This is a genomic window from Nocardioides furvisabuli (genome assembly GCF_021083185.1).
Taxonomy (GTDB): Bacteria; Actinomycetota; Actinomycetes; order Propionibacteriales; family Nocardioidaceae; genus Nocardioides; species Nocardioides furvisabuli.
Genome location: NZ_JAIGQB010000004.1, coordinates 319,496 through 340,068, shown reverse-complemented (window position 1 = coordinate 340,068; position 20,573 = coordinate 319,496). Strand labels below are relative to the sequence as shown.

The following is a 20,573-nucleotide window of genomic DNA, read 5'->3' as shown; positions in this document are numbered from 1 at the left end:
CAGTTTCCCCGGGTGGCCGGGGAAACCGGCAAGCGCGGGGCCGCGACCTAGACTCGAGGCATGGCCAGCCCCTTCCTCGCCCTTCCCGGAGCCGTCGCCGGTGACGGCATCGACGCTCCGGTCGCCGCGCACTACGGCTCCTTCAACACCGAGCAGCGCAGCCTGGCCCGTGGCGAGGGATTCGTGGACCTGTCGCACCGCGACGTCCTGCGGATCTCCGGTCCGGACCGCCTGAGCTGGCTGCACAGCCTCACCACCCAGTACTTCGAGGGCCTCGCGCCCGGCGTGTGGACCCAGGCCCTGGTGCTCAGCCCGCAGGGGCACGTCGAGCACGCCTTCGCCGGCGTCGACGACGGTGAGTCCTTCACCGCCCACACCGAGCCCGGCGCCGGAGCCGCCCTGGTGGAGTGGCTGGAGCGGATGAAGTTCATGACCCGTGTCGAGATCGCGCTGGTCGACGACCTGGCCGTCATGTGGCGCCCGGGTGAGGCTCCGTCACGGACGGGCGGACGCTACGACCTCGTCCCGCGCGAGCGCATGGCGGCGTACGCCGACGCTGCCGAGCCCGCCGCTGGCCTGTGGGCCTTCGAGGCGCTGCGGATCGAGCGCGGCGAGCCGCGCCTGGGCATCGACACCGACCACCGCACGATCCCCAACGAGGTCGGCTGGATCGGTCCGGCGGTGCACCTCGAGAAGGGGTGCTACCGCGGGCAGGAGACGGTCGCGCGCGTGCACACCCTCGGCCGGCCGCCGCGACGGCTGGCGCTGCTCCACCTCGACGGGTCGGAGAACCGCCTCCCCGCTGCGGGGTCGCCGGTGTCGTACGAGGGCCGCGACATCGGGTTCGTCGGCTCGAGCGCCCGACACCACGAGCTCGGCCCGATCGCGCTCGCGCTCGTGAAGCGCAACGTCCCGGTCGACGCGACCCTCACCGTCGACGAGATGCCCGCCGCCCAGGAGGTCGTCGTCGACCCCGAGGTCGGGCTGCACGTGCGCCCGCTGCGCTAGTCAGCGGTCGGTGCGGGTGTACTGCACGTGGGTGTCGACGTCCGCGTGGGTGAAGCCGAGGCGTGAGTAGACGCTGACGGCCGGCGCGTTGTCCGACTCGACGTAGAGCAGCACCTCGTCCACACCGAGACCGGCGAGGTGGTGCAGCCCGGCGAGGGTCAGCACGCGGCCGAGCCCGCGACCCTGGGCCGCCGGCGCGACGCCCACGACGTAGACCTCGCCGAGCCGCGCGTCGTGCTGCTTGGTCCAGTGGAAGCCCAGCACGCCCGACGCGTCCTCGGCGATGAGCAGTCCGGCCGGGTCGAACCACGGCTCGGCCATCCGCCGGGCCAGGTTGTCGGCGTCCATGGCGCCCTGCTCCGGGTGCTGCGCGAACGCGGTGGCGTTGACCGCCACGACCGCCTCCGCGTCGGCGTCGCGGTAGGCGCGGATCGTGACCCCCGACGGCGGCTCCAGCGGGAGAAGTCCGAGGTGCGCGTCGCGGCGCATGACCCACAGGTCCCGCACCCGCTCCCAGCCGTGCCCCGCCGCGAGCCGGGCCGCGGCCGGGTGGTTGCCGTGGGACCAGGCCGTGCGCGCGTCGGCGTACGCCGTCTCCTGCAGCAGCGCGGTCGCGACGCCGCGCCTGCGGTGGTCGGGGTGCACCGCCAGGCTCAGGTCGCCGTCGTGGACCAGCGCGAAGCCTCCGTCGCGGACCATCACGGCCGCGGTGCCGTCGGTGAGCGCCATCCGGGCCGCCTCGTCGAGCGGTGATGCACCGTCGGCGGCACCTGCCGCCTCGGCGATCCGGATGACTTCGGCGACCTCGTCCACGCCCCGAACCCTAGCCCCGCCCCGGAGACCGGCTCAGGCGTCGGAGGTCGAGCGCGAGGAGCGGGGCTGCTCCTCGGTGTCCTTGTCGCGGGAGGGGACGACGAAGCGGTAGCCGACGTTGCGGACCGTGCCGATGTGGTGCTCGTGCTCGGTGCCGAGCTTGGCGCGCAGGCGGCGCACGTGGACGTCGACGGTGCGGGTGCCGCCGAAGTAGTCGTAGCCCCAGACCTCCTGCAGCAGCTGCTCGCGGCTGAAGACGCGGCCGGGATGCTGGGCGAGGTACTTGAGGAGCTCGAACTCCTTGTAGGTGAGGTCGAGCGGGCGGCCGCCGATGCGGGCGGTGTAGGTGGCGTCGTCCACGACGACCTCCCCGCGGTGGATCACGTGGGCGCTGGGGTCGTCGGGCGACGCCGCCCCGGCGCGGCCGATGGCCAGGCGGATCCGGGCGTCGAGCTCGGCCGGGCCGCAGGTGTGGAGCACCACGTCGTCCATGCCCCAGTCGTGGGCGACGACAGCGAGACCGCCCTCGGTGACGACGAGCAGGACCGGTGCGTCGGCGCCGGTGGTGCGGATCAGGCGGCACAGGTCGCGAGCCGCGGCCAGGTCCTGGCGGCCGTCGACGAGCACCAGGTCGGCGTCCGGCGCGTCGAGCAGCGCACTGCCCTGTGCGGGCACGATCTTCACCGTGTGCGCCAGCAGGGCCAGGCCGGGCAGCACCTCGGCCGACGGCTGGAGCGCGCTCGTGAGCAGCAGCAGTGTGCTCATGGCGGGGGCCCTCCTCGTGCCGGGATGAGCAAGGATATCCCGCATGAGCGACGCTGACGGGCGAGTCCAGGGACCTGAGACGGTGACGGTGCGCTACTGGGCGGGGGCACGGGCGGCCGCGGGGACCGCCGAGGACACCTTCGAGGTCGACGGAGCGCTCGCCCTCGCCGAGCTGGTGCGCCGGGTGCTCGAGCGGCACCCCGGCGACCGGATGGCTCGCACCGTGGGCGTCTGCTCGGTGCTCGTCGGGGACCGGCCGGTGCGGTCCCAGGACCCCGCGACCGTGGTCGTGCCGCCCGGCTCGGTGGTCGAGCTGCTGCCCCCCTTCGCAGGCGGCTGAGCCGTTCGACCGCTCGCATGACGACGGGCCCCGGGAAGCGTGTTCCCGAGGCCCGTTCGCCCTCCCCCCGCGAGGGCTCAGGCCTCGATCGCCTGGCGCGAGTCGCCGTCGGTGCGGAGCTCGATCTTGCGCGGCTTCGCCTTCTCCGCGACCGGTACGACGAGCCGGAGCACGCCGTCGCTGTAGGACGCGTCGATGTGGTCGAGGTCGAGGTTGTCGCCGAGCACGAGCTGGCGGCTGAACGCACCCCGTGGCCGCTCGGAGGCGAGCATCTGCCAGTCACCGTTGTTCTGCGCCACGCGCTCGGCGCGGATGGTCAGGACGTTGCGCTCCACGTCGAGGTCGACCGAGTCGGGGCTGACCCCGGGCAGGTCGAACTCGAGGACGAAGCGGTCGCCCTCGCGCCATGCGTCCATCGGCATGACGACGGGTCGGTTGGTGGTGCCCATGAGCTGCTGGGTGAGCCGGTCGAACTCACGGAACGGGTCGGCGTTGCGGATCAGCATGGCGGTCTTCCTCCTGGTTCTGGGATCGGTCGAGGCCCTGCGTGAGTGCCTCTGATCTATAACACACGGTATAGGTTTCTTATATTCCAGAGATCAGGCAGAATCAAGACCTCCAAGCGAGAAAGTTGGGAGGAGTCGACGGTGGCGGCACGGGAGGCAGGGGTCTTCGCGATCTCGGTCGCGGCCGAGATGACCTCGATGCAGGTGCAGAACCTCCGGGTCTACGAGCGTCGTGGGCTTCTCGCCCCGGACCGCACGTCCGGCGGCACGCGCCTCTACAGCGCCGAGGACATCGAGCGGCTGCACCGCATCCGCGACCTGCTCGCCGCGGGGCTCAACCTCGCGGGCATCGCGGCCGTCCTGGAGCTCGAGGAGGAGAACCAGCGACTGCGATCCCGTCTGGCGCGGGCGCGCGATCGGTCCTGAGGCTCGGGAACACGCGAGGCACCACGCGGCGTTGGGACCGTCATGAGCACGGGAGCATGGATCGCGGTGGGCGCCGTCGCGCTCGCCCTGGTCGTCGGCCTCTGGCGGCTCGCGACCGACGGCCGCTTCCGCGGCACGCACGTCGTACGCCAGCCGGACCCACCGTTGGTCGAGGAAGGACGACGTCCTGTCACGAGAGCTCCGGGCGCAGAGCTCGTCGCGGCGATGGGCGAGCAGCTGGGTGAGCGTGCCACCCTGCTGCAGTTCTCCAGCGCCTTCTGCGCTCCCTGCCGAGCCACGCGGCGGGTGCTGTCCGAGGTCACCGACCTGGTCGAGGGCGTACGCCACGTCGAGGTCGACGCCGAGCACCACCTGGACGCCACGCGCGCCCTCGGGATCCTCCGAACGCCCACGACGGTGGTGCTCGATGCCACCGGCACCGAGGTCACCCGCGCCACGGGCGCCCCGTCGCGCGACCAGGTGCTGAGCGCTCTGGCGCGGGTCTGATCTCACGATATGGATACAAGGACCACATCATGAGACCAACGTTCGGGACCCGTCGAGAACGGCCTACTGTCGTGGCCATGTCGTCGACCATGCTCACCAAGCGCCGCGCAGTGGACCACTGCCGCGTGCGCTCGGCGCTGTGTCGAATGTCGTGACGTCCCGCCGTTGACCTGAGCGCAGTCGTCTCCCGTCCGGGAGGCCTGCTCCGGTGGGACTCGGCGCTGGGTTCCCCCAGCGCGCCTGGCCTCGTGCCGCGCCGACCACCCCCGGGAGAGACATGTCCACCACCGCCACGCCCCGCTCCACCACGACCGTCACCGGTCGTCCGGACGGCGCCATCGACCCGCGCAGCCCCCAGCTCGCGGCGGCCCTGACCGCCGTCGTGCTGGTGGCGGTGCTGCTGCTGCCGTCGCCCGTGAACGTCGTCCTGCTCGCGGTCCAGGCCGCGCTGTTCGCCGTCGGCGCGGTTCGCGGGGTGCAGGCCACGCCGCACGCGTGGCTGTTCCGCACCCTCGTTCGTCCACGGCTGGCCCCGCCCACCGAGTGGGAGGCGCCGGAGCCCCCGCGCTTCGCCCAGGCCGTCGGCCTGGCCTTCGCCCTCGTCGGCCTGGTCGCGCTCCTGGCGGGCGCGACGGTGCTCGGGCAGGTCGCGGTCGGCCTCGCGCTGGTCGCCGCCCTGCTCAACGCCCTCTTCGCCTTCTGCCTGGGATGCGAGGTCTACCTGCTCGTCCGCCGCTTCATCGCCACCGCCTGATCGCCCGAACTTCCACCACAAGGAGCACACCACCATGAGCCGCGAGAACTCGCTCGTCACCGCCCAGTGGGTCGAGGACAACCTCGACACTGACGGCATCGTCCTCGTCGAGGTCGACGAGGACACCACCGCCTACGACAAGGGCCACATCCGTGGCGCCATCAAGCTCGACTGGACCACCGACCTCCAGGACCAGGTCCGTCGCGACTTCGTCAGCAAGGAGCAGTTCGAGGCGCTGCTGTCCGAGCGCGGTGTGTCCAACAACGACACCGTCGTGCTCTACGGCGGCAACAACAACTGGTTCGCCGCCTACGCCTACTGGTACTTCAAGCTCTACGGCCACCGGTCCGTCAAGCTCCTCGACGGCGGCCGCAAGAAGTGGGAGCTCGACTCGCGCGAGCTGACCGCCGACCTGCCCGACCGCGCGCAGACGTCGTACACCGCCACCGAGCAGGACCACTCCATCCGCGCCTTCCGCGACGAGACGGTGGCGGCCATCGGCACCCAGAACCTGGTCGACGTGCGCAGCCCCGACGAGTACGCCGGACGCCTCCTCGCCCCGGCCCACCTCCCGCAGGAGCAGGCCCAGCGCGCCGGCCACGTCCCGACGTCGATCAACGTGCCGTGGAGCAAGGCGGCCAACGACGACGGCACCTTCAAGTCCGACGACGAGCTGCGTGAGATCTACGGCGCGGCCGGCCTCGACGACTCCAAGGACACGATCGCGCTGTGCCGCATCGGTGAGCGCTCCTCGCACACGTGGTTCGTGCTCAAGGAGCTGCTCGGCCACGACAACGTGAAGAACTACGACGGCTCGTGGACCGAGTACGGCTCCCTCGTCGGCGTCCCCGTCGCCCTCGGCGACGAGCCCGGGAAGGCCTGAGATGTGCGGCGCGACCGAGGGCGGGCTGTCGCTCGACGGCGTCAACGTGGCCAGGGAGGCCGTGATCCAGGGCCAGGTCCTGCGTGCGGGTGCCGGTGAGGAGAGCGAGCCGGTCGCAGGCGCGTACGTGAGGCTGCTCGACCGCTCCGGCGAGTTCACCGCCGAGGTCCCGACCTCGGCCACCGGGCACTTCCGCTTCTTCGCCGGTGACGGTGAGTGGACGCTGCGCACCCTCGCACCGAAGGCGCAGCCGGTGGACACCCGCGTCGTCGCGGCGACCGGGTCCGTGGCCGAGGTGCAGGTGCTCGTCAGCGCCTGACCCCGAGCTCGACGACGAACCGCCCCCCACGACACGTGCGGGGCGGTTCGTCAGATTTCACGCAGTTCTCCCGCAGGAACAACAGCGGTGCCGTCCGGCCGCTTACCGTCGTTGCACGGGGAGAGGAGGGCGTGATGGCGTCCGTGACGGATGTGCGCGACTCGGGCGACCTCTGGCGCCTGACGATGGAGCACTCGCCGGTGGGCATGGCGCTGCTGTCCACCGAGGGGGTCTTCCTGACCGCCAACCGCGCGCTCTGCGAGATGCTCGGCCAGGACGTCGAGGCGATCACCAGCCTCACCTTCCATGCCGTGACCCACCCCGACGACCTCGAGCTGGTCGTGAAGTCGGTGCGCGAGATGCTCATCGGCGAGGTCGGGTCGTTCCGGATGGTCAAGCGCTGCCTACGCGCCGACGGCAGCGCGGTCCTCGGCGACGTGTCGGTCGCGCTGCTGCGCGACGACGACGGTCAGCCGCTCCACATCATCGCCCAGGTCGTCGACCTGTCGGGGCGTCACGCCCTGGAGCAGCGCCTCGACGCTGCGGAGGAGGAGATCGAGCAGACACGCATCAGGGCCGAGGCGGTCTTCGAGGCGGTGGACGCGGGGCTGCTGCTCTTCGACGCGGTCGGCAACACCGTGGCGCTCAATCGTCGCCAGCGCGAGATGATGGCCATCGCGTTTCCCGACGGGTACGGCGGGGCTGCGGGCCAGACCGGCCTGGTCTTCACCGAGGACCAGAGCCGCCCCCTCGAGGCCGAGGAGATGCCGTCGACCCGGGCGGCGGCCGGCGAGCCCTTCGAGGACGCGGTCGTGTGGATCGGCGCGGAGCCGCGTCACCGGCGGGCGTTGTCCGTCACGGCCCGGCCCGTGCGCGACCGGACGGGGGCCACCGTGGGGTCGGCCGTGGCCTGCACGGACATCACCGACCTCGTGCGCGCGACGCAGGTCAAGGAGTCCTTCGTCGCGGCGGTGTCGCACGAGCTGCGTACGCCCCTCACCGCTGCGCTGGCCTACCTCGAGCTGGTCGAGGACTCACCCGGCCTGAGCGACGACGTCCGCCAGCACCTCGGGGCCGTACGCCGCAACTCCCGACGTCTCGCGATGCTGGTCAACGACCTCATCTACGCCGCACGCGCCACCACCGGGACGCCCACGGCCGATCGCTACCGCATCGACCTGGCGGCGCTCCTCCGGGAGTCCTTGGCGGCAGCGGAGGTCGACGCGGCGGGCAAGGACGTACACCTGGTGGCACGGTTGCCCGAGGAGATGCCGGTGGTCGGCGACGGGATGCAGCTGCGGCACGCGATCGACAACCTCCTCGCCCACGCCGTCGCGTCCGCCGAGGACGAGGTGCGGGTCGAGGCGGCGCTCACGGACCGGGGGCGCCACGTCGCGCTGTCGGTGGTCGACGACGGAGCCGGTGTGGCCGACCGGGACGGCGCGGTGCTCTTCGGCAGCGGCCTGTTCGTCGAGCAGGACACCGAGCGGGAGCGGCTCCCGACCGCCGGCCGCGGACTCCGTATCGCGCGGTCCATCATCGAGGCCCACGGGGGCGAGATCCACGTCGAGAGCGACCTCGGCGTGGGCACCACGGTGCGCGTCGGCCTGCCCTGCTGATTCCCTCAGTTCTGCCACTGTTTCGCCAAGTGGACGAGTGCGGAGTGCGCCCACTCGTACGGTGAGCATCCCGGCGGTGCGTGCGAAGGAGGGTTGCGTGACGGCACAGACCCATCTGGCCGAAACGGAGGACCTGTGGCGACTGACCATGGAGCACTCGCCCGTCGGCATGGCGATCGTCTCTCCCGCCGGGGCGTTCCTCACCGTCAACGCAGCGCTGTGCGACATGCTCGGCCACGAGCCCGACGTGCTCGCCACCCTCGACGTCCAGTCGGTCACCCACTCCGACGACCTCGCGAGCGACCTCCGGCTGCTCCACCGGACGATAGCGGGAGACATCAGCTCCTACCGGATCACCAAGCGCTTCATCCGCGCCGACGGTGCCGTCGTGATCGGCGACCTGTCGGTGGCGTTGCTGCGAGCACCGGACGGCTCACCGGTCCACTTCATCTTCCAGGTCGCCGACATCACCGAGCGGCACGCGTTCGTCGAGCGGCTCGACGCGGCCGAGGCCGCGGTGGAGGCGGAGCAGCGACGCACCGAGGCCCTCTTCGAGTCGGTGGCCGTCGGCCTGCTCCAGGTCGACGCCGACGGCGCCTACCTCGCCTTCAACAACCGACTCTCGGACATCCTCGACCTGGTCTACCCACGCGGGCACGACGGCCACGCGGGCCCCGGCGCGTTCGCCTACGACCTCGACCTGCGCCGGCTGCCCGTCGACGAGCTGCCGACGGTGCGAGCCGCGCGGGGCGAGCAGTTCGACGACGTGCTGCTGTGGGTCGGGGAGGACCCGGACTCCCGGCGCGCCCTGTCGGTCTCCGCACGTCCGGTCCGTGACCGATTCGGACGACTCTCCGGCGCCGTGGTGGCCCACCAGGACGTCACCGACCTGCTGCGGGCGGTGCGGGCCAAGGACGACTTCGTCGCGACCGTGTCCCACGAGCTCCGTACGCCGCTGACCTCCGCGCTCGCCTACCTCGAGCTGCTCGACGACTCCGGCGACGTCACGGCCGAGGGGCACCAGCAGGTGGGCGCCGCCCGGCGCAACATGCTGCGGCTGTCCCACCTGGTCGCCGACCTGCTCCTCGCCGCCCGCGTGTCGGCCGGGTCGTCGGTCGTCGACCCCTACCGTCTCGACGTCGCCGCGGTGCTCACCGAGGCGGTCGAGGCCGCCGGTCTCGACGCGTCGGGATCCGGGGTGCGCGTGGAGTGGCACGGGCCATCCTCGCTGGTGGCCGTGGCCGACGGCATGCGCCTGCGGCAGGTGCTCGACAACCTGCTCGCCAACGCCATCGCCTACAGCCGGGCCGGCGACCTGGTCCGCGTCACCCTGTCGGAGGACCGGGGCCAGGTCGTGCTCACCGTCGTCGACGAGGGTGTCGGCATCGACCTCCTCGACGTGGCCGACGTCTTCACCCGCTTCTTCCGCGGCGCCAACTCCCGTCGCCTCCGGGTGCCCGGCGCGGGCCTCGGGTTGCACACCGTGCGCACCATCGTCGAGGCCCACGCCGGCGAGGTGTCGCTCGACAGCGCCCCCGGAGCCGGCACCACCGTGCGGGTGGCCCTGCCGCGCTGACCCTTCCTGCAGGCCGTCCCCGACGCGGGCTGCGTGAGACCCTGCGCGCCCGGACGCGCGGGGACCCCCTGCCGGGGCAGGGGGTCCGGGCGGTGTCCGGGTGGGGTCCGGCACGTGTCCCGCAGGGGTGGGTTCCCGCAGGGCTGGTGCGATGCGTCTCACGTGATTTGTCATCGCACTTGCCCAACTTTGCCAAACGGGACGACACTCAGCACCAGCTTTGACAAGATTTCTCCGGCAGGGGCTCGGGACGCCTGCCACAACCCCACCCAGCACACCTAGCCCCTGGAGACACCATGATCCGCAAGGCCCCCCGCATCCTCGTCGCCTCGATCGCCCTGATCGGCATGATCGGTCTCTCCGCGCCGGCCGAGGCCGCGCCCGCCAAGCAGCAGATGCGCAACGTGTGGTGCTGCTGATCCCGAGTGACCTGAGGATCAGCTGCGGGCGAGGGTCGTCGAGGTGACCCGAGCCCGCAGCCCGGTCGACGCCGCGGCACGGCGGTAGGCGTCCAGCGCCTGATCGGCCAGCCCGACGCCCTCGAGGAGGTCGGCGAGGTCGAACCACAGCTGTGCCGCGCCCTGGTCGGCACCGATGGCTGAGAGCCGGAGGACCGCGGCCTGGTAGGACCGTGCGGCGAGCTCGGTCGCGCCCTCGGCGGCGTACGTCCTGCCCTCGAGGGTCAGCGCCTCGGCCTCGGCCAGCGGGGCGTTCCCGTCGGCGGTGGTGTGCACCTGCGCCACGAGGGCACGGCTCCCGGCGAGGTCCCCGGCCAGGAAGCCCACGCGCGCAAGCCCCAGCAGCGTCCACGCGCGGTCGACGGGGGAGGCGCTGCTCCACTCCATCTCCGCCGCCGCCTGCTCGAGGTTGTGGCGCGCCTCGTCGATGGCCGGCGGGTCCAGCTCGAGCTGGAGTCGTCCGACCTCGGTGCGCAGGCGGGCGAGGTTGCGGGCGTCCTGGCCCTCGCCGAGCAGCGCCAGCGCGCGCTCCGCGAGGGGCACGGCCGCGCTCACATCGCCGCGGTTGGCCTGCATGACGCTGGCGTTCCAGTAGGCCGAGGCGCGCGCTCGGGGCGACCCGAGCGACTCGGCCCTGGTGATGGCCTTGCGGCACAGGCGTACGGCGTGGGCGGTGTCGCCGCGCTCGAAGTGTGCGGCGGCAACGGTGACCGCGAGCTGGACCGCCTCGTCGCAGGACTCGAGCCCGGCCTCCTCCACGTCGGACATGACCCGCTCGCCGCACTCGATGGCGCGACCCAGGTCGCCGGTCTCGCGGTAGATGCGGCTCAGGGCGATGCCGGCCTTGATCCGGGTCAGCCCGTCGGCGGACCGGTCGTCGATGACCGACTCGAGCTCGATGACGGCGTCGTCCTCGCGGTGGGTGGCCTCGAGGGCACGGGCGTGGAGCAGGCGCGCGCGCTCGCGGAGCCCGGCCGTGCGTGAGGTGGCCAAGGTGTCCAGCGCCTGCTGCAGGTGGCGCTCGGCGTCCTCGGGCTGCCCGGACTCCAAGGAGAGCTCGGCATAGTCGAGGGCGAGGCGGATCTGGTCGACCACGTGGCGCTCGGGCTCGCCCAGCAGGGAGTCGACGGTGACGCCGAGGCGCTCCGCGAGGGTCTCGAGCGCAGGCGCGGTGGGGCGGCGGTGGCCGCTCTCGATGCGGGAGAGGTAGGCCACCGACATCAGGTCGCCCGCGACCTGCCCCTGGGTGAGACCCCGTGCCTGGCGTGCGGACCGGAGCCGGCGACCCAGCGCCTCGCGGTCGGTGCGGCCCAGCATCTCGGCATGACGCGCGTCCATGGGGTCATTGTGCGCCACGTTTGCCACTCAGGTGTCGATTTCGGGCAAGCGCGGGGCCGTGGTTCTCACATTTTCAATTGGGTGAGCTGGCGCACGACGCGACGAGGCCCCGACCGGGTGGTCGGGGCCTCGTGAGCGTTGGTTCCGCGACAGGCGCTGAGCCCGTCCCTCCACCAGCGTCGAGGATCAGCTGCCGCTGTTGATCATCCCCGCGCCGACGGTCACGCCGGTGGCCTCGTCGATGAGGATGAACGAGCCCGTGGTGCGGTTCTTGGAGTACGGGTCGCACAGCAGCGGCACCGTGGTGCGCAGCTGGACGCGGCCGATCTCGTTGAGACCGAGCTCCTTCGTGTCCTGGTCACGGTGCAGCGAGTTGACGTCCAGGCGGTACTGGATGTCCTTGACCATCGCGCGCCCCGTGCGGGTGGTGTGCTTGATGGCCAGCTTCTGCCGCGGCTTGAGCGGCTCGTTGGTCATCCAGCAGATCATCGCGTCGATGTCCTGGCTGGGCTTGGGCGCGTTCTTCGGCCTGGCGATCATGTCGCCGCGCGAGACGTCGACGTCGTCCTCGAGGTGCACCGTGACGCTCATGGGCGGGAAGGCCTCGGCGACCTCCTGGTCGAAGAGCTCGACCTTGGCGATCTTCGACGGCATGCCGCTGGGGAGCACGACGACCTCGTCGCCCTTCTTCAGCACGCCGCCGGCCACCTGACCGGCATAGCCACGGAAGTCGTGGTAGGCGTCGGACTTGGGGCGGATGACGTACTGCACGGGGAAGCGGGTGTCGACCAGGTCGCGGTCGGACGCGACGTGGACGTGCTCGAGGTGGTGCATGAGCGTGGGACCGGAGTACCACGGGGTGTTCTCGGAGCGGTTGACGACGTTGTCACCCTGCAGCGCCGAGATCGGGATGACCTCGAGGTCGGGGATGTTGAGCTTCGTCGCGAAGGTCGTGAACTCGCGGTGGATCTTCTCGTAGACCTCCTCCGACCAGTCGACGAGGTCCATCTTGTTGATCGCGAGCACGAGGTGCGGGACCCGGAGCAGCGACAGCAGCACCGCGTGGCGGCGCGACTGCTCGGTGAGGCCCTGCCGGGCGTCGACCAGCACGAGGCCGAGGTCGGCGGTCGAGGCGCCGGTGACCATGTTGCGGGTGTACTGGATGTGGCCGGGGGTGTCGGCGATGATGAACTTGCGCGTGGGCGTGGCGAAGTAGCGGTAGGCCACGTCGATGGTGATGCCCTGCTCGCGCTCGGAGCGCAGGCCGTCGGTCAGCAGTGCCAGGTCGGTGTAGTCGTAGCCCTTGGACACGCTCGTCGACTCCACCGCCTCGAGCTGGTCCTCGAAGATCGACTTCGAGTCGAGGAGCAGGCGCCCGATGAGGGTGGACTTGCCGTCGTCGACCGAGCCGGCGGTCGCGAAGCGGAGCAGGTCCATCCCGCCCTGGGCCATGGTGTGGGAGTCAGAGGTCTGGGGGGTGCTGGCCATCAGAAGTAGCCTTCCTTCTTGCGGTCTTCCATGGCGGCCTCGGAGAACCGGTCGTCGCCACGGGTGGCACCACGCTCGGTCACGCGCGCGATGGCGATCTCGTCGATGATGGCGGCGGTGTCGGTGGCACGGGACTCGACGCAGCCGGTCTGGGTGCGGTCACCCACGGTGCGGAAGCGCACCATCTTCTTCTCGACCTGCTCGTTGCCCTTGGGCTGGATCTCCGGACCGAGCGAGAGCAGCATGCCGTCGCGCTCGATGACCTCGCGCTCGTGCGCGAAGTAGATCGAGGGGATCTCGATCTGCTCGCGGTGGATGTAGTGCCAGATGTCGAGCTCGGTCCAGTTGGACAGCGGGAAGATCCGCATGTGCTCCCCGGCGTGGATGCGTCCGTTGTAGAGGCTCCACAGCTCGGGGCGCTGCATCTTGGGGTCCCACTGGCCGAAGTCGTCGCGGTGGGAGTAGACGCGCTCCTTGGCGCGGGCCTTCTCCTCGTCGCGGCGCCCCCCACCGAAGGCGGCGGTGAAGCCGTGCTCCTCGATGGCGCCGAGCAGCGTGCCGATCTGCATCCGGTTGCGGCTGGTCTTGCCGTCGTCGACCACGTGACCGGCGGCGATCGCCTCGTCGATCGTGGCGACGATCATCCGCGCGCCGAGCCGCTCGACCCACGAGTCACGCGTGGAGAGCACCTCGTCGAAGTCCAGGCCGGTGTCGACCTGGAGCAGCGGGAAGGGGAGCTTGGACGGGAAGAACGCCTTCTCCGCGAGGCGGAGCATGACGATGGAGTCCTTGCCACCGGAGAACATCAGGACCGGCTTCTCGAACTCGGCGGCGACCTCACGGAAGATGTGGATCGACTCTGCCTCGAGCTGGTCCAGCTGACTCAGCTGGTAGTCGACGTGGGTGTTGGTCATGACGTGGCAAGGACCTCTCTAGGGACAGCAGCGACCATCGTAGCGACGGCGCTCCCCTCGGTGAATTCGCGTCACCGGGTGTGGTCGGCCAGACTCGACGGAATGAGCCGAAACCCCCGACTCGTGTCCCGCACGCTCTCCTCCCGGAGCGCCCTCGGCGCACTGCTCGCCGTCGCCCTCGTCGGCGCCGGCTGCTCGTCCGCCGAGAGCACGCCCGCGCCCCCGACGTACGACGCCAGTGACGCCGTGCAGGCCCGCGTGCTGCCCCAGCTCGCCGCCACCGGCGAGGACGTCGAGGCGGCCGACGAGGCCGCGTGGGTCGTGGACGCGACCGTGGCCGACGTCGAGGCCGGAACCGCCGTCACCCTGGTAGCTGAGACCGGCGACGGCGAGTGGGAGACGGTCTCGGAGGCCGAGACCGACGACGAGGGCCACGTCGCGCTGACCTCGCGCGAGGACGGCGAGCTCCACGTCGTGGTCGGCGACGGTGACGACGCGATCGGCGCCGCGGTGGACACCGCTGACGCCCCGGAGGCCGGCTTCACCGACGACTTCGACGAGGACACCGTCGACGAGGCGGACGGGCCCTGGGCCACCCGCGACCAGGGCTACATTGGCGTACGCACCTGCTCGCGCGCCTCCGCCGACGCCGCGGAGGTCGCCGACGGCGTGCTCCGGCTGAGCGTGCTCGAGGACCCGGACCGCCGCGGCGACGAGTGCCAGCTGCCGGGACGGCGCAAGAAGTTCCCCTTCCGGCTCAACGGCCACGTCGGCACCGAGGGCTCGTACGCCTTCACCTACGGCTTCGCCGCTGCGCGGATCAAGACCCAGGCCGCACGCGGGCAGCACTCCGCCTTCTGGATGCAGGCCGCCGGCGGCCAGCAGCCCGGCGGCCCCGAGAAGGGTGGCGCCGAGATCGACGTCATGGAGTACTTCGGCGACGACCACCCCGAGGGCGGGCTGACCAGCTTCACCTACTTCCTCGACGAGGCCGGCGAGAAGAAGACGCTCGGCGGCTGGCTCCCCGACGTCGACGAGCTCGGCGACGACTGGGCCAGCGAGTACCACGTCTTCTCCGTCGAGTGGACGCCGGAGGAGTACGTCTTCCGCATCGACGGTCGTGTCACCCAGCGCATCGAGGGCGAGACGTCCGGGCGCCCGGAGTTCCTGATCCTCAGCCTGCTGTCGTCGGACTACGAGCTGCCGCGCTTCAACGGCGAGCTGCCCGAGCACATGGACGTCGACTGGGCGCGGGTCTGGGAGACCGGGCCGAGCTAGGGAGTGTCGAGGACGAGGGTGATCGGGCCGTCGTTGACGCTCTCCACCCTCATGTCGGCCCCGAAGCGCCCGCGCTCGACGTGGGCGCCGAGGCGCACCAGCTCGGCGCACACCGCGTCGTAGGCCGGCTCGCTGACCGGTCCCGGTGCTGCGGCCTGCCAGGTGGGTCGTCGGCCCTTGCGGGCGTCGCCGTACAGCGTGAACTGGCTGACCACCAGCACCGGGGCACCGACGTCGCTCGCGCTCTGCTCCTCGCGGAGCAGGCGCAGGTCCCAGATCTTGCGAGCCGTCCACGCCACCTCGTCCGGACCGTCGCCGTGGGTGACGCCGAGGTAGACCAGGAGCCCCGGGACGTCGATGCTCCCGACGACCTCGTCGTCGACCCGGACGCTGGCGGAGAGGACCCGCTGGATGACCGCACGCATGGTGCAAGGATGCCGCCATGCCTGCCACCCACGCCGACGCGTTGCTGATCACGGTCGCCCCCACGGGGGCCGAGACCGCCAAGGCCGACTGCCCGCACCTCCCCACCACGCCGGAGGAGATCGCGCGCACGGCCGCCGAGTGCGAGGCCGCCGGAGCGGCGATGATCCACCTCCACGTGCGCGACGGCGAGCACGCGCCGACGCTCGACCAGTCGCTGCTGCGCGAGTGGGTCGACGCCGTGCGCTCGAGCTCCTCGCTCGTCGTGCAGCTCTCGACGGGAGGGTCGGTGCACGACCCGTTGGATGAGCGGCTGAAGGTGCTCGACGCCGGGCCCGACTCGTGCAGCCTGACCATGGGCACCACGAACTTCGGCGACGACGTCTTCCTCAACCCCTGGCCCTTCGTGAAGGACCTCTACCAGCTCGCCCTCGAACGCGGCGTGGCTCCGGAGTTCGAGCTGTTCGACCTCGGCCAGGTGCACGCGCTGGGTCGGCTGCTGCGGGAGCACGGCACGCCCGCCGGCGCCAAGGTGCACGTCGACTTCGTGATGGGCGTCCCCGGCGGCATGCCCGGCACCGCCCCGGCCCTCGTCGCCGGCGTCACGGCCCTGCCGCCCGAGGTCACCTCCTGGTCGGCCACCGGCATCGGGCGCTCGACGCTCGCGGTCGCGATGGCCTCGCTGTCCATGGGCGGGCACCTGCGCGTCGGCATGGAGGACGTGCTCACCATCAGCCGCGGCGTGCCCGTGGAGTCCAACGCCCAGCTCGTCGCGCGCGCGGTCGACCTGGGACGGATCGCGCAGCGTACGCCGATGACGCCCGCCCAGTGCCGCGAGCTGCTCGGCCTGGGCTGAGGGGTCTAGGAGTCGTCGACCTTCTTCATCCCCACGAGCCCGGGGCGATAGCTCGGGTCCTCGAGCTGGGCGATGGTGGGGGAGCCGAACATCGGCAGTCCCTGCTGCTTGCGCAGGAAGCCCCACACGATCGGGAGCACCAGCAGCACCGCCAGGCCGATGCCGGCGATGAGCATCGGGTGGGTCTCCTCCACGCCGAGCGGGGCCCAGCCGGACTTGTCGAGCAGCGCGACACCGCTCATGGTCAGCACCACCACGATGCCGCGGCGGATGAAGGACTGCGGCACGCGCGGGGCGAGGACCGATCCCAAGATGGTGCCGGGCACCGAGCCGATGACCAGGGGGATGAGGATCTCCCAGTCGATGCCGTGCAGCGCGATGTTGGAGATGGCCGCGGCCAGCACCAGCGGCACGGCCTGCACGAGGTCCGTGCCGACGAGCTTCACCGCGGAGAGGCCGGGGTAGAGCATCAGCAGCGCGATCATGATGACCGAGCCCGAGCCGACGCTGGTGACGCCGACGAGCAGGCCACCGAGCATGCCGACCAGCAGGGTCGGGACCACGCGGATCGCCGGGTTGTCGTCGGTGACGTGGGTGCCGGAGCGCACGCGGAGCAGGTTGACGTAGAGGCGCAGGGCGTACGTCGCCGCGGCGAGGAGCAGGGCGAAGCCGATGCAGATCACCAGGACGTGGTTGAGCTGGTCGACGTCGTCGGTGAGCCACGCCACGAGGTGGGGGCCCAGCAAGGCCATCGGGATCGAGCCGATCATCAGCCACTTGGCCAGCTGCATGTTGGGCGAGCCTTCGCGCTGGTGCACGATCGCGCCGCCGGTCTTGTAGATCGCAGCCGCCGTGAGGTCGGCGGTGACCACGACGGCGGGGGAGCCGACGCCGAGGAACAGCAGCGCCGGCGTCATCAGGGCGCCTCCGCCCATGCCGGTGAGGCCGACGACGATGCCGACGAAGAACCCGGCGGCGAGGATCGAGAAGAAGGCGGCTGTGATCCAGTCCATCAGCGCGTCTCCTCCGACGGGGCTCGGCCGGTCAGGCGCGGCACGATCACGCTCAGCATGGCAGTGATTGTGCCGGTTGCCTGCTGGGCGGCTGCCCTCCCGCGCCGGTAGGGGTCGGCGACGTCGTGCTCGGGGGCCGACGGCGTACGCCGCTGGCCGGCCGCGGCCACCAGCTCGTGGCCGCTGAGGTCGGGCAGGTCCGCGACGGTCGCCTCGAACTGGCCCAGCGTGAAGACCTTGCGGTGCAGCTGCGGGAAGTCGTCGAGGATGTGCTGGCGGTGCGCCGACTCGGCGGTCAGTACCAGGTCGGCGTCGTCGAGCAGGGCCGGGGTGAGGTGCCGGCTGCGGAACCCGCTGGCCATCCCCTCGGGCAGCAGCGCGCGCATCTCGGAGTTCATCCGGTGCCCGTCGCGGGCGTGGGTGCCGAGGCTGCTGAAGACGATGTCGGCATCGCCGGCGAGGTCGCGGGCGATGAGCTCCATCGCGGGCGAGCGGCAGATGTTGGCGGTGCACACGAAGAGCACCCGCAACGGCTCAGCCATGCGAGGCCTCGAGGTGGAGGTAGCCGGCCTCGTCGAGGGCGACGAGGACGTCGCCCAGCGCGTCCTCGATGGTGCGTCCGGTGGTGTCGACGCGGACGGCGGGGTCCACGGGCTCCTCGTAGGGCGAGGAGATGCCGGTGAACTCCGGGATCTCGCCGGCGCGCGCCTTGGCGTAGAGGCCCTTGCGGTCGCGACGCTCGCACTCCTCCAGCGGCGTGGCGACGTGGACCAGGAAGAAGGCGCCGCCGGCGACCTCGACCATCTCCTGCACCTGCTCGCGGGTCTCGGCGAAGGGCGCGATCGGCGAGCAGACGGCGACGCCGCCGTGGCGGGCGATCTCGGCGGCGACCCAGCCGATGCGGCGGATGTTGGTCTCCCGGTCGGCCTTGGAGAAGGTCAGGCCCGCGGACAGGTGACGGCGTACGACATCTCCGTCGAGGCTGGTGACCGAGCGGCCGCCCTGCTCGAGCAGGAGGTCCATGAAGGCGCGGGCCAGCGTGGACTTGCCGCTGCCGGAGAGTCCGGTGAAGAAGAGCACGAGGCCCTGCTCCTCGGGCCCGGGTCGGTCCGCGTCGGCGATCGCTGCGACGGGTGCGGGGAGGGGCGAGTCGGGGGCGTCGGCCAGCCCGTGGACCGGGTCGCCCGCGGCGTAGTTGCCGACGACCCTCACGCCCAGCTCGTGGTCGGCGTCCGCGTCGCCGTGGGCCGGAAGCGGCACCGCGACCACGCTCGCGTCGTCGAGCAGGTCGGCCGCGACCAGCGTCGCGCGGACCAGCGCGACCGGGGACAGGGCAGCGGTGCCGGTGCCGGTCAGGGCGAGCAGGACCACGCGGCCCAGGCCGCGCAGCTCGGCGAGCTCGGCGTCGGAGAGCGCGTCGGTGACCGGCACGAAGGTGGCACCGGCGTGCTGCTCGCGGACCTGGGCGGGGGAGAGGTGCAGCCGGCGGAAGGGGCCGTACTGCGCGTGGGTGAGGGGATCCAGCGAGCCGTCCGCGCCGACCCGCGCCAGGGGGAGCCCCTCGGGGTCGACGAGCTCGGCCTCGCTCACGCCCTCGGGCAGCGCGAGCGTCACTGCGCTGCCGGGCTCGTTGAAGCGGGTCGACGGTGCGTAGGCACCGGAGACGAGGAGCTCCAGGTCGTCGAGCTCGGTCGGCGTGGGGCAGTGCTGGATCACCCGCGCATCCTCTCACTGTGCAGGTGGGCCGTCCGCGGTGAGTAGCCTGCGGGCCATGTCGTCTGCTGCCCCCACCACGCCCCGGACTGGCCTGCCGGTCGTCGCCGAGATCGTCCGCTCCGGCTTCGTCGAGGGCCACCACTACGGATCGATCGTCGCGCTCGCCGCCGACGGGACGGTCGACTGGTCCGTCGGCGAGGTCACCGTGCCGGTGCTGCCGCGCTCGAGCAACAAGCCCGTGCAGGCGCTCGCGATGGTCGAGCTCGGCCTGGACCTCCCGCCGGACCTGCTGGCGCTGGCCTGCGCGTCGCACTCGGGGGAGTCCTTCCACGTCGAGGGCGTACGCCGCACGCTGGCCTCGGCGGGCCTCGACGAGTCGGCCCTGCAGACGCCGCTCGACTACCCGCTCGACGACGCCGCGCGCGAGCGGGTGATCCGCGAGGGCGGGACCCGTTCCTCGATCCTGATGAACTGCTCGGGTAAGCACGCGGCGATGCTGGCCACCTGCGTGCTGCAGGGGTGGGACACCGCGACCTACCTCCACGCCGACCACCCGCTGCAGGTCGCGATCGGCGAGACCTTCGCCCGGGTGACGGGCGAGCCCGTCGACACCGTCGCCGTCGACGGCTGCGGAGCCCCGCTGCTGTCCACCTCGCTCGTGGGCCTGGCGCGCGCCTTCGCGACCCTCGCCACGGCGACGGACGGGCCGGAGCGCACCGTGGCCGAGGCGATCCGCCGCCATCCCGACCACGTCAGCGGGACGACCCGCGACGAGCTCGCGCTGCACCGCGCGATCCCGGGCCTTATCGGCAAGGCCGGCGCCGAGTCCTGCTACGCCGTGGCGCTGCCCGACGGCCGCGCCTGGGCGCTGAAGACCGACGACGGGGCTCCCCGTGTGCGCCCCGTGCTGATGGCCGAGGCGTTGCGGCGCTCGGGGGTGCTGGAGGAGGCCGGCGTCGACGCGGCCGCGGTCAAGGCCACCGGGCACCACGAGCTCCTGGGCGGCGGCGTACCCGTCGGGGTGATCCGCGCTGCCTTCTAGCTAGCGCTGAACGTGCGTAAAATATGGCGGTTGTGAGCGCAGTCACCCTGTCAGGACTTGGCTTTTGCTAACTGGTGTTAGCACAATGGGGACATGGCCAAGGACAAGAGCACCAAGACGAGCAAGGCTGTCGTCGGCTCCCTGGGCTCGCTCGGCTCCCTGGGTGACTACCTCAAGGAGCAGCGCCTGGCCGCCCAGCTCTCGCTGCGGCAGCTGGCCGATCAGGTCGGCGTCAGCAACCCCTACCTCAGCCAGATCGAGCGCGGTCTGCGCAAGCCCTCGGCCGAGGTGCTGCAGCAACTGGCCCGCGCGCTGCGGGTCTCTGCCGAGCAGCTCTACGTCCGCGCGGGCATCGTCCATCCCGATCCCGGCCAGGCCGGCTCCGTCGAGCTGGCGATCCTCGCCGACCCAGGACTCACCGAGCGGCAGAAGCACTCGCTGCTCGACGTCTACGCGTCGTTCCTCGCGCTGAACGAGCGCGACGCCCCCGAAGCCATCCAGGACTGAAACCCGACCCGACCATCCGGGTCG

24 protein-coding genes are annotated in these 20,573 nt (G+C 71.6%); 14 read left to right on the top strand and 10 right to left on the bottom strand.

All coding sequences use genetic code 11. The features are described 5' to 3' along the window. Nucleotides 1-60: 60 nt before the first annotated feature. Nucleotides 61-1,008, top strand: coding sequence for a CAF17-like 4Fe-4S cluster assembly/insertion protein YgfZ (gene ygfZ / locus K4G59_RS10775; RefSeq protein WP_231250992.1), 948 nt, complete (start codon nucleotides 61-63; stop codon nucleotides 1,006-1,008). Here the strand turns inward: ygfZ and mshD are convergent, their stop codons facing one another. Both mshD and K4G59_RS10765 read right to left on the bottom strand, forming a co-directional pair. Continuing rightward, entirely contained in the window at nucleotides 1,009-1,821 is an 813-nt protein-coding gene (mshD, locus tag K4G59_RS10770) for a mycothiol synthase (RefSeq protein ID WP_231250991.1), read from the bottom strand. It lies immediately after the preceding gene. Between the two features lie 33 nt (nucleotides 1,822-1,854). After that, nucleotides 1,855-2,586, bottom strand: coding sequence for a winged helix-turn-helix transcriptional regulator (locus tag K4G59_RS10765; protein WP_231250989.1), 732 nt, complete (start codon nucleotides 2,584-2,586; stop codon nucleotides 1,855-1,857). Between the two features lie 43 nt (nucleotides 2,587-2,629). On the opposite strand from K4G59_RS10765, the gene K4G59_RS10760 reads away from it, so the two are divergent. Then, nucleotides 2,630-2,926, top strand: a complete 297-nt coding sequence (locus K4G59_RS10760; RefSeq protein WP_231250987.1) for a MoaD/ThiS family protein — start codon at nucleotides 2,630-2,632, stop codon at nucleotides 2,924-2,926. A gap of 77 nt (nucleotides 2,927-3,003) precedes the next feature. Here K4G59_RS10760 and K4G59_RS10755 read toward each other — a convergent pair whose 3' ends face one another. Beyond that, on the bottom strand, nucleotides 3,004-3,432 hold the full coding sequence (locus K4G59_RS10755; RefSeq protein WP_231250985.1) for an Hsp20/alpha crystallin family protein: 429 nt from the start codon (nucleotides 3,430-3,432) through the stop codon (nucleotides 3,004-3,006). Nucleotides 3,433-3,573: 141 nt separating this feature from the next. Between K4G59_RS10755 and K4G59_RS10750 the strand changes: the two genes are divergently transcribed. From K4G59_RS10750 to K4G59_RS20125, 8 genes are all read left to right on the top strand, one after another. Then, a complete protein-coding gene (locus K4G59_RS10750; protein WP_231250984.1) occupies nucleotides 3,574-3,858 on the top strand; it encodes a MerR family transcriptional regulator in 285 nt (94 codons plus the stop codon). A gap of 42 nt (nucleotides 3,859-3,900) precedes the next feature. Beyond that, complete coding sequence (locus tag K4G59_RS10745) at nucleotides 3,901-4,365, top strand: TlpA family protein disulfide reductase (protein WP_231250982.1); 465 nt, start codon at nucleotides 3,901-3,903, stop codon at nucleotides 4,363-4,365. Between the two features lie 277 nt (nucleotides 4,366-4,642). Next, nucleotides 4,643-5,119, top strand: a complete 477-nt coding sequence (locus K4G59_RS10740) for a DUF4395 domain-containing protein (protein WP_231250980.1) — start codon at nucleotides 4,643-4,645, stop codon at nucleotides 5,117-5,119. A gap of 34 nt (nucleotides 5,120-5,153) precedes the next feature. After that, the gene (locus K4G59_RS10735) at nucleotides 5,154-6,002 is read left to right on the top strand and encodes a sulfurtransferase (protein WP_231250978.1); all 849 of its coding nucleotides are present in this window, start codon (nucleotides 5,154-5,156) and stop codon (nucleotides 6,000-6,002) included. A gap of 1 nt (nucleotide 6,003) precedes the next feature. After that, nucleotides 6,004-6,321 carry a DUF1416 domain-containing protein gene (locus tag K4G59_RS10730; RefSeq protein ID WP_231250977.1) on the top strand — a complete coding sequence of 106 codons (318 nt, stop codon included), beginning with the start codon at nucleotides 6,004-6,006 and terminating at the stop codon, nucleotides 6,319-6,321. Nucleotides 6,322-6,455: 134 nt separating this feature from the next. Then, on the top strand, nucleotides 6,456-7,940 hold the full coding sequence (locus K4G59_RS10725) for a sensor histidine kinase (RefSeq protein WP_231250975.1): 1,485 nt from the start codon (nucleotides 6,456-6,458) through the stop codon (nucleotides 7,938-7,940). Between the two features lie 97 nt (nucleotides 7,941-8,037). Beyond that, a complete protein-coding gene (locus tag K4G59_RS10720; RefSeq protein ID WP_231250974.1) occupies nucleotides 8,038-9,516 on the top strand; it encodes a sensor histidine kinase in 1,479 nt (492 codons plus the stop codon). A gap of 296 nt (nucleotides 9,517-9,812) precedes the next feature. Next, a complete protein-coding gene (locus tag K4G59_RS20125; protein WP_269209956.1) occupies nucleotides 9,813-9,935 on the top strand; it encodes a hypothetical protein in 123 nt (40 codons plus the stop codon). Nucleotides 9,936-9,953: 18 nt separating this feature from the next. Here the strand turns inward: K4G59_RS20125 and K4G59_RS10715 are convergent, their stop codons facing one another. The 3 genes from K4G59_RS10715 to cysD form a co-directional block, all read right to left on the bottom strand. Then, a complete protein-coding gene (locus tag K4G59_RS10715; RefSeq protein WP_231250972.1) occupies nucleotides 9,954-11,312 on the bottom strand; it encodes a helix-turn-helix domain-containing protein in 1,359 nt (452 codons plus the stop codon). Nucleotides 11,313-11,498: 186 nt separating this feature from the next. Then, the gene (locus K4G59_RS10710) at nucleotides 11,499-12,800 is read right to left on the bottom strand and encodes a sulfate adenylyltransferase subunit 1 (protein WP_231250971.1); all 1,302 of its coding nucleotides are present in this window, start codon (nucleotides 12,798-12,800) and stop codon (nucleotides 11,499-11,501) included. Beyond that, nucleotides 12,800-13,714, bottom strand: coding sequence for a sulfate adenylyltransferase subunit CysD (gene cysD / locus K4G59_RS10705; RefSeq protein ID WP_231250970.1), 915 nt, complete (start codon nucleotides 13,712-13,714; stop codon nucleotides 12,800-12,802). Before cysD ends, K4G59_RS10710 begins: the two co-directional genes overlap by 1 nt. Before the next feature lie 102 nt (nucleotides 13,715-13,816). Here cysD and K4G59_RS10700 point away from each other — a divergent pair, with 102 nt between their 5' ends. Beyond that, on the top strand, nucleotides 13,817-14,992 hold the full coding sequence (locus tag K4G59_RS10700) for a glycoside hydrolase family 16 protein (protein ID WP_231250968.1): 1,176 nt from the start codon (nucleotides 13,817-13,819) through the stop codon (nucleotides 14,990-14,992). On the opposite strand, the gene dtd is transcribed toward K4G59_RS10700, so the two are convergent. Further along, a complete protein-coding gene (gene dtd, locus K4G59_RS10695; protein WP_231250966.1) occupies nucleotides 14,989-15,417 on the bottom strand; it encodes a D-aminoacyl-tRNA deacylase in 429 nt (142 codons plus the stop codon). The two genes, K4G59_RS10700 and dtd, sit on opposite strands and share 4 nt — an antisense overlap. A 17-nt stretch (nucleotides 15,418-15,434) precedes the next feature. On the opposite strand from dtd, the gene K4G59_RS10690 reads away from it, so the two are divergent. After that, on the top strand, nucleotides 15,435-16,271 hold the full coding sequence (locus K4G59_RS10690; protein ID WP_231250964.1) for a beta-keto acid cleavage family enzyme: 837 nt from the start codon (nucleotides 15,435-15,437) through the stop codon (nucleotides 16,269-16,271). A gap of 5 nt (nucleotides 16,272-16,276) precedes the next feature. On the opposite strand, the gene K4G59_RS10685 is transcribed toward K4G59_RS10690, so the two are convergent. Genes K4G59_RS10685 through cysC form a run of 3 tightly spaced genes read right to left on the bottom strand, consistent with a single transcriptional unit; the run spans nucleotide 16,277 to nucleotide 19,000 of the window. Beyond that, nucleotides 16,277-17,284, bottom strand: coding sequence for a sulfite exporter TauE/SafE family protein (locus K4G59_RS10685; protein ID WP_231250962.1), 1,008 nt, complete (start codon nucleotides 17,282-17,284; stop codon nucleotides 16,277-16,279). After that, nucleotides 17,284-17,826, bottom strand: coding sequence for an arsenate reductase/protein-tyrosine-phosphatase family protein (locus K4G59_RS10680; RefSeq protein ID WP_231250960.1), 543 nt, complete (start codon nucleotides 17,824-17,826; stop codon nucleotides 17,284-17,286). The genes K4G59_RS10685 and K4G59_RS10680 overlap by 1 nt, the downstream gene beginning before the upstream one ends. Beyond that, entirely contained in the window at nucleotides 17,819-19,000 is a 1,182-nt protein-coding gene (gene cysC, locus K4G59_RS20495) for an adenylyl-sulfate kinase (RefSeq protein ID WP_231250959.1), read from the bottom strand. The genes K4G59_RS10680 and cysC overlap by 8 nt, the downstream gene beginning before the upstream one ends. 55 nt (nucleotides 19,001-19,055) lie before the next feature. Between cysC and K4G59_RS10670 the strand changes: the two genes are divergently transcribed. Beyond that, on the top strand, nucleotides 19,056-20,042 hold the full coding sequence (locus K4G59_RS10670; protein ID WP_231250958.1) for an asparaginase: 987 nt from the start codon (nucleotides 19,056-19,058) through the stop codon (nucleotides 20,040-20,042). Nucleotides 20,043-20,135: 93 nt separating this feature from the next. Then, nucleotides 20,136-20,549, top strand: a complete 414-nt coding sequence (locus K4G59_RS10665) for a helix-turn-helix domain-containing protein (protein ID WP_231250956.1) — start codon at nucleotides 20,136-20,138, stop codon at nucleotides 20,547-20,549. The last annotated feature ends 24 nt before the right edge of the window (nucleotides 20,550-20,573 follow it).